At 58.2% G+C, this 13,072-nt stretch carries 6 protein-coding genes; 4 read left to right on the top strand and 2 right to left on the bottom strand.

The features are described 5' to 3' along the window. Window position 1: 1 nt before the first annotated feature. Complete coding sequence (locus G6R15_RS05250) at window positions 2-961, top strand: tyrosine recombinase (protein ID WP_164658712.1); 960 nt, start codon at window positions 2-4, stop codon at window positions 959-961. Window positions 962-1,025: 64 nt separating this feature from the next. Further along, on the top strand, window positions 1,026-2,333 hold the full coding sequence (locus G6R15_RS05245) for an HlyC/CorC family transporter (RefSeq protein ID WP_164658711.1): 1,308 nt from the start codon (window positions 1,026-1,028) through the stop codon (window positions 2,331-2,333). Here the strand turns inward: G6R15_RS05245 and G6R15_RS05240 are convergent. After that, window positions 2,330-3,034 (bottom strand): LytTR family DNA-binding domain-containing protein, encoded by a 705-nt coding sequence (locus tag G6R15_RS05240; RefSeq protein ID WP_205520467.1) that lies wholly within the window; start codon window positions 3,032-3,034, stop codon window positions 2,330-2,332. The two genes, G6R15_RS05245 and G6R15_RS05240, sit on opposite strands and share 4 nt — an antisense overlap. A gap of 464 nt (window positions 3,035-3,498) precedes the next feature. Between G6R15_RS05240 and G6R15_RS05235 the strand changes: the two genes are divergently transcribed. Then, complete coding sequence (locus tag G6R15_RS05235) at window positions 3,499-5,916, top strand: FAD-dependent oxidoreductase (protein ID WP_164658709.1); 2,418 nt, start codon at window positions 3,499-3,501, stop codon at window positions 5,914-5,916. 31 nt (window positions 5,917-5,947) lie between these two features. Then, the gene (locus G6R15_RS05230) at window positions 5,948-6,547 is read left to right on the top strand and encodes an NTP transferase domain-containing protein (protein ID WP_164658708.1); all 600 of its coding nucleotides are present in this window, start codon (window positions 5,948-5,950) and stop codon (window positions 6,545-6,547) included. 106 nt (window positions 6,548-6,653) lie between these two features. On the opposite strand, the gene G6R15_RS22840 is transcribed toward G6R15_RS05230, so the two are convergent. After that, window positions 6,654-12,341 (bottom strand): Hint domain-containing protein, encoded by a 5,688-nt coding sequence (locus tag G6R15_RS22840; protein WP_164658707.1) that lies wholly within the window; start codon window positions 12,339-12,341, stop codon window positions 6,654-6,656. Window positions 12,342-13,072: the final 731 nt, after the last annotated feature.

Here is a 13,072-nt window from a genome sequence, read left to right as displayed (position 1 = left end):
CATGCCTGCACCTGCTACATCCGACCAATGGATTTCCAGCTTCCTCGAAGCGCAAGCTGCCGAATTGGGGGCTGCAACAAACACGTTGTTGGCCTATGGCCGCGATCTCAAGGACTTTGCGGGCTGGATCGAACACCGTAAGCGCGACTTCGCGTCCGCAGACCAGGAACTGGTCGAGGCTTATCTGATCAATTGCGACGCGCAAGGCTTGGCCAAATCGACCCGCGCGCGGCGGTTGTCGGCAATCAAACAGATCTATCGCTTTGCTTTTGAAGAAGGTTGGCGATCCGACAACCCTGCGATTCAGATCAAGGGACCGGGCCGGGACAAGCGCCTGCCCAAGACGCTTGAGGTAGTCGAGGTCGACCGTCTGCTGGATGCTGCGCGCAATTCAGGCCGCACCCTGCACGACCGGCTGCGCAACGTTTGCTTGATGGAACTGCTCTATGCCACCGGTATGCGCGTGACCGAACTGGTTTCCCTGCCCGCCTCGTCCGCGCGGGGTGATCCTCGCATGCTGCTAATCCTGGGCAAAGGTGGCAAGGAACGCATGGTTCCGCTGTCGCCCCCGGCCCGAAACGCGCTGACCCTGTGGTTGGCCGCACGGGACGAGACCGAGGACAAGGCCGTCGCCAAAGGCGGCAGCCGATCCAAGTTCCTGTTCCCTTCGCGTGGCAAGCTAGGGCATTTGACACGGCATCGGTTCTATCTGCTCATCAAAGAATTTGCCGTTGAGGGCGGTGTTTCGCCTGAAAAAGTCACTCCCCATACCCTGCGCCATGCCTTTGCCACGCATCTTCTGGCCAACGGCGCCGACTTGCGTTCCATTCAGACGCTACTGGGTCATGCGGACGTCGCCACGACCGAAATCTACACCCATGTGCTGGACGAGCGGTTGGCCGAATTGGTTCTGGAACACCATCCACTGGCCAATGACAGCGACAAGAAGAAGATTGAGTAACCCCTTGATTGCGAACTCAGCCATCCCCATAACGGGATGAGCATCAAGGATTTATATAGGACCAATGGACCCGACCCCTACTGTGATTGACAGCGCTTTCTGGATTAGCGTAGGCTCGATCCTCTTACTTCTTGTTCTTTCTGGCTTTTTCTCTGGCTCCGAGACCGCATTGACGGCCTCATCCCGTGGGAAGCTGCGCGCGCAGGCCGACAAGGGCTCGCGCGGGGCGCAAAAGGCGTTGGACATCACCGAGGACAACGAACGCCTGATCGGTTCGGTCTTGCTGGGCAACAACCTGGTCAACATCTTGGCCGCGTCGCTCGCGACGGCGCTGTTTACCCGAATCTTTGGAGAAAGCGGCGTGGCTTTGGCAACCTTGGTCATGACCTTGCTGGTTCTGGTCTTTGCCGAGGTTCTGCCCAAGACCTATGCCATCATCAACGCCGAAAAGGCCGCCGCAGCCGTCGCCCCGGTGATCAGTGTTCTTGTAACGTTGTTTTCACCAATTGTCGGGGTTGTGCGTGTGCTGGTGCGCGGTGTGTTGGCCCTGTTTGGGGTCAAAGTGGATCCCGACAGCCATATGCTGGCCGTGCGCGAAGAAATCGCGGGTGCCCTGCAACTGGGTCACTCCGAAGGCGTCGTCGAAAAAGAAGACCGCGACCGCATCCTGGGCGCGCTGGACCTGAGCGACCGAACCGTCGAAGAGATCATGTTGCACCGCTCCAAGATCGAGATGATCGACTCGGACGCAGCGCCCGAAGTCATTCTGCAACAATGCCTGGAAAGCTCGCACACTCGCCTGCCCGTTTATCGCAATGAGCCGGAAAATATCATCGGGCTTGTGCATGCCAAGGACCTGTTCCGCTCGATGTATGACCAAGTTGGGGGGGCCGAGGGCGCAGCAGGTCGTCTAAAAGATTTTGACGTCTCCAAAGTTGCCAACCCACCCTATTTCGTCCCCGAGACAACGCCTCTGGATGATCAGATGCGTGAGTTCTTGCGCATCCGCAGCCACTTTGCGCTGGTGGTGGACGAATATGGCTCGTTGCAGGGTCTGATCACGCTCGAGGATATTCTGGAAGAGATCGTGGGCGAGATTGCGGATGAATTCGACATCGCCGAAGAAGACCAGATAGAAACAACCACCGACGGCCAGTATCAGGTCGAAGGCGCCATGACGATCCGCGACCTGAACCGTGCCACCGACTGGACCCTGCCCGACGACGAGGCAAACACCGTTGCCGGTCTGGTGATCCACGAGGCGCAAATGATCCCCACCGTCGGACAGGTGTTTTCGTTCCACGGCTTCCGGTTCGAAGTAACCGCGCGCGAAGGCAACCGAATCACGGGCCTTAGAATTCGACCGCTTTAATGCGGCTTGCCGTGCCGCTTGCACCAGGCGCGCACGGCCTTTATTCGATAGCGCGACACCGGAATGACGTACCCTGAACGGGTCAGTATGGTGCTGCCGCGCAATTCCAATGCCTCGTCAACTGAAACCCAGAATGATCGGTGCGTCTGTATACCGTCATCGTCAGACACCTGTATCAGAAGATCGTTCATCCGCGCGCGCAAGCGCAGAGTGCCCATGGTCGTCTTGACCACCAGATAATGCTCTTCGTTGCGCACGCAAGCCACACTGTTCAACGGCAGGGTGCGTCCCGCAATGCGGATGAATTGCGCTGCATCTTCTGCTGCCTCTGAAACAGATATCTCCTTTTGGGCATTCCGCGACAAGGGCAACAGCCAAAGAAAGGCGATCATCTCGGTGAGATGTGCAACCGTAATGTTCTTGGCGAACCCGAACCAGTTCGACGACCCGCTGCGGGCCGGAACCAAAGATCCAAAGGTTTCCGGTAAGAATTCCATCAGCACTGTAATTCCCGCAACAAACGGCACGGTTACAATCGCCAATGGCATGGGAATTGACACGAAACGCTCCCAGATGTTCAACGCCAATTGGCTCCACGGTAGGACCAGCAGCACATACAGAAAGATACCCAACACCCAATAAAACAGACGCGCATTGACGTCAGGTAAAGTCGGGAACAACACAGGATGCCCCGATGTCATGACCACGAGCACGATTGCGCACAAAAACAGTACGTTCGGACTTATGACAAAGCCCCGCAGTTCACGGAACGTGAAATACACAACCTTTCCATTCGTGAGTAAAACTCGGTATTCGCGATTCTCGTCTTTCTTCATCTCGGCTCTCAAGGTGGAATTAAATCACCTCAGAGCAGTTTGTTTTCGTAGCATTAGACAATCAGCCCTCTGGGGCGGTCAGACTTGGTACTTAGTGTGTTCTTGTCCCCCTCTTCAATGGGACTCTGGCCGAAGAATTCCCACCCACCTCCTACTGGGTGGGAAGACGGCCCCGGGCGCACCGCGAATTGCCCCCGGGGCCGATTTGTTTTCGGGACACTCTAGCTTGGCGACCGGTCAAGCGCTTTTAGCGACACATCTTGTCGGAATTGGATTTGAGACCCGATCAGTTTCGCGAAAGGGTAATCGGACAATCAAGGAGGATTTCGATGCAAACCACCACCCGTGTGGCCGTCATTGGTGGCGGTGTCGTCGGCTGTTCTGTGCTCTATCACCTGACCAAGTTGGGCTGGTCCGATGTGATGCTACTTGAACGTTCGGAATTGACGTCCGGCTCGACCTGGCACGCGGCGGGCGGATTTCACACGCTCAACGGCGATACCAACATGGCCGCGCTGCAGGGCTATACCATTCGGCTCTACAAAGAGCTGGAAGAGATCACAGGCATGTCCTGTGGGTTGCACCATGTGGGCGGCGTGACGCTGGCGGACAATCAGGACCGGTTCGACATGCTGCTGGCGGAACGCGCCAAGCACCGGTTCATGGGGCTGGAAACCGAAATCGTCGGCGCCGAAGACATCAAGAAGATTGCCCCGGTCACCAACACTGACGGCATCATCGGCGCCTTGTACGATCCGCTCGACGGTCACCTGGACCCGTCGGGCACAACGCATGCCTACGCCAAGGCCGCACGTATGGGCGGCGCCACCATCGAAACCCATTGCATGGTACGCGAGACAAATCAGCGCGCCGATGGCACCTGGGACGTGGTCACCGACAAGGGCACCATCCATGCCGAACATATTGTCAACGCAGGTGGTCTTTGGGCGCGCGAAGTTGGGGCCATGGCTGGCATCTACTTCCCGCTGCACCCAATGGAGCATCAGTATCTGGTGACCGACAACATCCCCGAGATCGAGGCGATCATCGACGCCGGTGGCGAGCATCCGCATGTGATGGACCCGGCCGGGGAAAGCTATCTTCGCCAAGAGGGTCGCGGGCTGTGCATTGGCTTTTATGAGCAGCCCTGCAAACCCTGGGCGGTGGACGGCACGCCGTGGAACTTTGGGCACGAATTGCTGCCCGACGATTTCGACAAGATCACCGACAGTATCGAATTTGCCTATGAACGTTTTCCTGTGCTGGCCAAGGCGGGTGTGAAATCCGTGATCCACGGGCCATTCACCTTTGCCCCTGATGGCAACCCGCTGGTTGGCCCCGTGCCCGGTGTGCAGAACTACTGGTCCGCTTGCGGCGTCATGGCGGGCTTCAGCCAAGGTGGCGGCGTTGGCCTGACGTTGGCACAATGGATGATCGAGGGCGAGCCTGAACGCGATGTCTTTGCCATGGATGTGGCCCGCTTTGGCGACTGGATCAGCCCCGGCTACACCCGTCCCAAGGTGATCGAGAACTATCAAAAACGGTTCAGCGTCGCCTACCCCAACGAAGAACTGCCCGCTGCGCGCCCCAACCGCACTACGCCGATGTATGACGTCTTCAGCGATCTGGGCGCGGTCTGGGGTCAGCAATTCGGGCTTGAGGTGGCGAACTACTTTGCTCAAGGGGACGAGCCTACTTATGAAACTCCGTCATTCCGTCGCTCGGACGCGTTTGAGGCAACCGGGCGTGAAGTGCGTGCTGTACGCGAAAGCGTCGGCATCAACGAGGTTCACAACTTTGGCAAATACCTGATCAAGGGCAAGAATGCGCGCGCCTGGCTGGACAAGATCATGGCCGGTCGCATCCCGCAGCCCGGACGCCTGTCGCTGACACCGATGCTGTCGCCCAAGGGCAAGCTGATCGGGGATTTCACCGTCTCGTGTCTGAATGAGGAAGAGTTCCAACTGACTGCGTCTTATGGAAGCCAAGCGTTTCACATGCGCTGGTTCTTACAACATAAGGAACACGCCGTAACCGTCGAAAACATAAGCGACAAACGCAACGGATTCCAAATTGCAGGCCCCAAGGCACTGGAGGTTCTACAGGCTTGCTCCCGTGACGACGTGGCCTCGATGCGGTTCATGGATGTGCGCAAGATCACCGTTGGCATGACCGACTGCATCGTGCAGCGCGTCAGCTATACCGGCGATTTGGGGTACGAGATTTATTGCGATCTTCTGTCCCAACGACAGCTGTGGTGGACGCTGTGGGAGGCGGGTCAACCTCATGGCATGACGCCCTTTGGCATGCGTGCGATGATGTCCTTGCGTCTGGACAAGTTCTTTGGCTCGTGGATGTCTGAATTCTCGCCTGACTACACCGCCGCTGAAACCGGTCTGGATCGCTTCATCAGCTTCAAGAAAAACGTGGACTTCATCGGCCGCGCCGCAGCCGAGGCGGATCGCACAAATGGCACCGACCGCAAGCTGGTGGCGTTCGAAGTCGATGCCGATGACGCGGACGTCAACGCCTATGAGCCGATCTGGCTGGACGGCACAGTCGTGGGCTTTTGCACTTCGGGCGGCTATTCGCATCACGCACAAAAGTCGATTGCGCAGGGCTTCCTGCCCTCAGATCGTGCGACTGACGGGCTTGAGGTCGAGATCGAGCTATTGGGACATATGCGCAAAGCGCGCGTAATCACCGAGCCGCTGTTTGATACGGACGGCGCGCGGATGCGCGGATGACAATCGACTCATCCCGCGCCATGGTGGCGGGATGAGCACCATTCCCATCATCCTTTTGGCCGCTGGCCAATCCAGCCGAATGCGCGGCACCGACAAGCTGTTACAGCACGTGGACGGCATGCCCCTGCTGCGTCGCTCGGCCCAGATTGCCCTTGGCGCCGGGCCGGTGATTGTGGCGCTGCCACCTGAGCCGCACGACCGGTATGCTGTTTTGGATGGCCTCGCCGTGCAGATGGTTCCGGTGCCAGACGCCGCCGAAGGCATGAACGCCAGCCTGCGCACGGCCATACAACATTTGCCGGATGACGCATCTGCCGTGATCGTGCTGCTGGCTGACCTGCCCGATCTGACGACGGATGACATCAAGAATATATCTCAATCCGTTGAAATAGAACGAGATTGGAAAATCCATCGCGGATCCACACAAGATGGAAAGCCGGGTCATCCAGTGGCCTTTGACCGCTCGTTGTTCGCAGAGTTGCGCGCCCTCAGCGGCGATGAAGGCGCACAGACAGTGGTCAAGCGCCATAGGGGCACGGTCAAACTGATCCCGCTGAAAGGCAACCGCGCGCGTCTGGATCTGGATACGCCAGAAGCCTGGGCCGACTGGCGCGCCAAACAAACGACCTAAACGCAACAAAGACAGGGCGCTTAGCGCCCTGTCCTTTCGCTCGCGTCCCCCTACCTACGCAAGCGGTGGTGTCCCGGATCGGCCAGGACACGCCCCCATTTCGCGTTTAGTGGGTCAGCAGATGCGCCTCGTGCTTCTTCAGCGAGCGACGCGCGGCTGCATAACCGTCCAAACCTTCGCGCTCTTTCAGCTCAGGGAAGAGTTCAAAGATTTCGTTGCGCTGCGCGTTGCCCAGTCCGGCCAGCGTGTGATCGCCCGGCTGGAAGCTTTCAGTCCAAGTACCATCCGACAGGACAACCTCGTGCTGGTCGAACATGAAGTGAATGTAGGTCACCGAAGACACATCGACCACGTCGACCCCTTCCAGACCAGTCAGGTACTTAGCCGCGACCAGAACTTCGCGATCTTCGAAGTAGAGCGCCGTCTTGTCATTGGCAACCAGAACGCGGTGGTTCGGGCTGACCATCATGTCCCGCTCAGGCAGACCGCCACCCAATGCGCCTTCGCGTATCAGGATCGGGTTCAGATGCTCGGCGCGGACCAAGTCTTGACCACTCATGGTCTTGGTGCCCAGCCACTTGATCTCTTGGATGCCATTGTCGCGGGTAATGATGCGATCACCGATCTGCAGATCTTCTACCCGACGCTCGCCTTTCGGCGTGGCGATCAAGGTGCCCGGTGTAAAGCAGGGAACGATGACCTGTTCGATCTCGCTGAACTCGGTCGTGCCGGTTTCAGCGCCATCGCTGTCAAAGAACCGAACCGTACCGGCCTCGGCATCTGTCGGATCGAATTCGACCGTCAGCGAGCCACCCGCGTTCACGGCCTCGGCCGCGCCGGTCAGGTCCAAGATGTCGTTGTCCAGACCGTCGGTGTCTTCGCCACCGACGATCACTTCGCCCTGGCCAACGTTGACAAAGCTATCATTTCCGAACTGACCCGACAGGATGTCGCCACCGTCGCCAACAACATCGTTGCTGCCCGAGATGGTGTCATCGCCGTCGCCGCCGACCACAATGTCGCGACCTTCGCCGCCATCCAGCATGTCGGCACCTTCGCCGCCGTCGATGGCGTCGCCACCCCCGTTACCAAAGATGGTGTCAGCTCCGGTTCCACCAAAGATGACGTCGGTATCTTCTTCGCCGCGAACGCTGTCGTCGCCGCCACCGGCGAGGATCACATCCTGTTCACCGACAAGCGGTGCAACCGCATCGTCTCCATCCACCATGTCCCCTTCGGGATCTCCGGTATAGGCCAGATCGATTGTGTCGTTTCCTGCAGTACCCTCGACAACACCGTCGACACCCAACACGACCGGACCGTCGCCCGTCGCAGACGTGGTTGTCGGAGACCCGATCACATAGGCGTTTTCGATTTCCGAGAATTCGGCGGTACCAGCAACCGTCAGATCATCGTTGTAGTAGGTGATCGTTCCGGATTCGCCGCTTGGGTCGCTTTCGTCATAATCGACAACGGCCAGGCCGCGTGCGATCAGAACATCAAAATCATCACCACCTTCGCCACCTTCGATGGTGTCGCCGATACCCGCACCAATTGTATCGCGGTCATCACCACCAAACACCATGTCGGCATCTTCGCCGCCCAGGATGACGTCGTTGCCTTCTTCACCGTACAGCGTGTCTTCGCCCGCTCCACCAAGGATGGTGTCATCGCCGGGCTCGATGGCCAGTGCAGCAGCATAATCCGCTGGCTTGACCAGGGTGATGTCGCTGTCGCCGTAGACAACATCGTTGCCTTCCTGACCTTCCAGCTGGTCTCCACCGATGCCGCCGTAAAGCGTATCGTTGCCAGTCCCCCCCAAGATCGTGTCATTGCCCGAACCGCCGGCCAATTCGTCATTACCCGAACCACCGTCGATCGAGTCAGCCGTGCGGCCGATCGAGGCGACACCGGTAAAGGCGGGATCGTAGGCCACGACCACGTCGTCGCCACCGCCCGCAAAGATCGTATCGGCACCGTCGCCGGCATTCAGCGAATCATTACCATCTCCACCGGTCAGCAGGTCGTCGCCCGAGCCAGCTTCAACATAGTTGTCGCCCAAGCCCGCATCCAGCGTATCGCTCCCTTCACCGCCGACCAGAGTGTCACCACCCAGGCCACCGATCAGCAGGTCGTCGCCTCCGCTTCCATAGAGCTTGTCGCTTCCGGCGCCGCCATCCAGCGTATCGTTGCCTTCACCGCCATCGACGTCATCGAAGCCAATGCCTGCAATCACCGAGTCGTTGCCTGCGCGGCCTTTCACGATGTCGTCGCCTGCGCCTGAGATAACGGTATCGTTACCTGCGCCTGCGTCGACCGCGTCACGCTGGTCCCCGCGCGGCGTACCACCCAGATCCTCGAAGAAGTCCGAGGGCGTCAGGCTGGCGATCGGCTCGTCCAGGAAGTTTTCGAAGCTGTCGAAATTATCGATCCGGTCGCCTTCGGGGTCGCCCAGATAGCTGGCGTCGATCAAGTCGTCTCCGTCGCCACCTTCAACCACACCATCCAGCTGCGGATCCACGATCACGACGTTTTCGATGTTGATAAAGGTCGTCGTCACACCAGTGCGGGTGTCGGTGTCGTCCAGATAGTAGACAACGCCGTTTTCCCCATTGTCCGGGTCATATTCGACCTCGGCGCGGCCAAAGACACGCAGGGTGTCAAAGTCATCGCCACCTTCGTTGCCATCTACGAACTGGTCATCCTGACCCACGACGATGATGGTGTCACGATCGTCGCCACCATAGGCCTCGTCGTTGCCCGGCCCGGTCGAAATCGTGTCGTTGCCTGTGCCGCCGTACAGAGTGTCGGTGCCGTCGTTGCCGATCAGAGTGTCGTCACCCTCGTCGCCATAGAGCAGATCGTCGCCCGGGTTGCCGGTTAGATTATCATCGCCTTCACCACCACGCAGCGTGTCGTCGCCACGACCCGCGTCGAGAATATCGTTGCCCCGGCCGCCCTGGATAAGATCATCGCCTGCGTCCCCTTCCAGAAGGTCGTCGCCGTCCTGACCCAGAATGGTGTCGTCACCGTCTTCGCCGCTGACAGCGTCATCGCCACCACCTGCAAAGACATAGTCACTGTCATCGCCTGCATCGATGGTGTCATTGCCAGTCTTGCCAACGATGATGTCCTGATCACCTACTTGGCCCGGCAACAACGCATCATCGTTGTCAACGAAATCGCCGTTCGGGTCACCGTCATAAAGCGCGTCAATGATATCATCATCAAAAGTGCCTTCGACGATCCCATCAGGGTTAAGAGGTTCATCAATAATGATGTTTTCGATTTCTTCGAAGACAATGATGTCGCCTGTTGCACCTACAACAGCCACGCCGTCCTCTTGGTCTTCCGAAGTGTAGACAATGCCCACGGCGCCCAGACCGCTCAAGTCGAGGGTGTCATAGTCGTCACCGCCAGAACCACCATCGACCTGGTCGAAGCCTTCGCCACCTAAGAAGGTGTCGCGGTCGTCGCCACCGCTCAGCGTGTCATCGCCGTGACCACCGATAATCTCGTCGTTGCCGACGCCACCCATGATGCTGTCTTCGTCGATGCCGCCGTCTAGCGTATCGTCGCCTTCATCACCCATCAGGACGTCATCGTCGTCCTGACCCATGATCAGGTCATTGCCTTCGCCACCTGACAGCGTGTCCATACCGTTGGTGACTTCAGGGTCCGGGTCACGCCCGTCCGAGCCATCATCGGTGATGTTCAGAAGATCAGGGAAGATCGGGTCCAGTCCGCCATAGATGGTGTCGTCTCCACCGTCCCCGGTGATCTCGTCGGAGCCTTCGCTGCCGACGATAACGTCTGCGTCTGCTCCGCCCGAGATGGTGTCATCGTCCAGACCACCGTCGATGGTGTCCGAGCCGTCGCCCCCCATGATCAGGTCGTTATCGTCGCCCGTCGAGATGATGTCGTTGCCTTCGCCGCCGTCCACGGTGTCTCGGTCGTTGTTGACGTCCGGATCTGCGGGTACCGCAGGCAGGCCCTCGTAAGACGGGAAGCCTCGGTCGGGTAGATTGTCGGCATCATCGCCGCCAGTGTCGATCACATCATCGCCATCGCCACCGTCAACGCTGTCGTTGCCGTCGCCGCCGATCAATGTGTCGTCACCATCCTGGCCCACTAGGGTGTCGTCACCCTCGCCGCCGGTCAAGCTGTCGTCGCCGCCCTCACCTGGATCACCGCCACCGTCACTGTCAGTTGGCACGTCAAAGTAGACATCCGTGACGTCGATTTCAGATGGACTCGAACCGTCCTGGCTGTGACTGATGGTCAGGCTAGCAACTGGGCCTGGAATTGTGACCAGAACCGAGTAGTTCGAGTTGTCGGGGTTGGCATATCCGCCGTCACCCGTGGCGGTATCGCCACCCGAAACGCTGTCCTCATCCGTGACAGTCACGCCCAGGCCACCGGAAACCACTACTTGGATCTGGTTGCCGTCTGCGTCGTAGGCTTGAATCTGGACCTGACCATCACCATCAATGTCGTTGATCCGGAACGAGACGTTTTCCACTTCGTCCGAGAATTCAAGCTCATAGGTGGCCGAATTGGCCTGACCGTTCAGCTCGGATTCCAGCGCGCTGGTGTCGGTGGCATCGGGACCGTTGGTGTTGATGTTGCCGACGTATTGTTCTTGTGTCTGGAACTCGGTGTCGACACCGCCCGACTGTTGATTGACGGAAAAAGTCACGTCTACCGAGCCGGTGTTTTGCGTGAATCCGCCGCTCAGGTCGTCGCCGTCATCGACTTCGCCGCCATCATCCGGATCGGGCGCCAGGTTCCATTCAAATGTTTCGCGGGTCGAGCCGCCAGTTAAACCAGGAGCGTCGCCGTCTCCGATCAGCAGGTCATCGCCAGCCTCGCCGTTGACAGTGTCATCGCCACCACCGGCATAAACCGTATCGTCGCCTTCGCCGGCATCAATGCTGTCGTTACCTGCACCGCCGTTGATAACGTCGTCATCCGGCCCGTCCGCCGGATTCGGCGCATCGCCACCATCAACCACATCGCCATCAGGGTCACCGTCATAGTCAATGTCGATGATGTCGTCTTCTTCGGTGCCTTCAACGATGCCATTGCCACCACCGCCGATAACCGGTTCGTCCAGAACCGCAACGTAGTCGATGCCGCCATAGAAATGTTGATCAAACTCACCTTCGACCACTTCGCGTGCGCCAATGGTGAAGGACTGTTCTTCGCCTGTGGTGACGTCAAGTGTCAGCCCCTGGGTGTCGCCAGTGATGGTTTCGGTTGTCCCCTGGGTGGTGTTTTCCACCTGAACCGCGACACCGGTTTCCGACCACGAGTACGATACTTTAACGATATCGCCGCTACCGACAAAGCCCTCCGAAGTGCTCAACAGGGATTCAGTGCCCCCGGAGCGGTGATAAACCTCGACAGCGCCGTCTTCCGTCACGCGGATTTCAAAGAAACCACTGTCGGTTTCGGTGCCCTGCCCGCCGTCGCTTTCTTCGCCAGAATCCTCGACACCGCGGCTGACTACGGTTTCCGAACCAGCGTCGGTGGTGTCAAAGCTGCGGAATTCAGTGATGATCGTGCCCTGAGACAGGTCAAACGCAGCGTCGTCACCATCATCGACGTCGAACCGTTCGGTGCCGGTGTTGTCGGTGAACATCCATCCCGCTGCAAAATCGGGATCGTTTACAGGTGTACCGTCCTGCGCGATGCCATCGCCCAAACCAGTGTCACGGGTCTCGGCAGTTGGGCGAAAGTCCCACAGACCGATTACGTTGGCCAGATACGGATTGTCAAAATTCGTTGCCATCACATTCTCCTTTGCGGTGCCCGTGACACCAAACCGCTAACCTGCGGAAACCTCCAAGTGAACCAAAGGCCGATGACCGTGTGTTCACTGGCGACTGCACCAACAGCACCATGACCAAATGGAGAGAGTGATCCCTGTCTACGTGCAGACAGGTGCGCGACTGCCAATATAGGCAATCACGGTGCGTTATCGTCACAAACAGCGTGGCAGCCGCTGCGCGAACACACATCCCCTCGCATCCGGTCGGATGCTAAATTCGTGCGGTCGCCCCCGTGACCTACAGACATCGCCCCCCAGTTGGGCTAACTCATGAATACCGGACGCCAGAAAGCCGTCAAAGTGAAAAAAAATTTAGAAACAGCACCTTTGACGAACAGAGCCTCTATTAACCCCACGTAAGGCTGACAGGTTTTCCACCTAAGGTTGATAATTGTTTCCGGTTTCCCAGCCAATTCCTAAGCAACAGACCACCTGAGGGTGTCAAACAGCGTTGAACTGCACGGTTCTGGTAATTCGCACGTTTTTTGTTTCCCTAACGAAAACAGTCTAGTGACAGGCACAACCCACAGGACAAGCGCCCAACTGTGCCATCTTTCTGCCCCAGTTAACCCCAGACATGGAACCAATCCCCCAATTCATAGGCTGATTTTTGCAAAATGGCGAACAATCCGCCGCAAAATCACTCGAATCAAACTCAAATAGGTCGAAATTTTGACAAGGGGGATTCGAAC

This window comes from Tropicibacter sp. Alg240-R139 (assembly GCF_900537075.1).
Lineage (GTDB): Bacteria > Pseudomonadota > Alphaproteobacteria > Rhodobacterales > Rhodobacteraceae > Falsiruegeria.
The sequence above is the reverse complement of the archived record's forward strand: the minus strand, read 5'-3'. Positions and strand labels throughout refer to the sequence as shown.

Coding starts and splice junctions, on each gene's coding strand:
- G6R15_RS05245 (WP_164658711.1), top strand. CDS start 1,026: ATGGACCCGACCCCTACTGTGATTGACAGCGCTTTCTGGATTAGCGTA.
- G6R15_RS05235 (WP_164658709.1), top strand. CDS start 3,499: ATGCAAACCACCACCCGTGTGGCCGTCATTGGTGGCGGTGTCGTCGGC.
- G6R15_RS05250 (WP_164658712.1), top strand. CDS start 2: ATGCCTGCACCTGCTACATCCGACCAATGGATTTCCAGCTTCCTCGAA.
- G6R15_RS22840 (WP_164658707.1), bottom strand. CDS start 12,341: ATGGCAACGAATTTTGACAATCCGTATCTGGCCAACGTAATCGGTCTG.
- G6R15_RS05230 (WP_164658708.1), top strand. CDS start 5,948: ATGAGCACCATTCCCATCATCCTTTTGGCCGCTGGCCAATCCAGCCGA.
- G6R15_RS05240 (WP_205520467.1), bottom strand. CDS start 3,034: ATGACATCGGGGCATCCTGTGTTGTTCCCGACTTTACCTGACGTCAAT.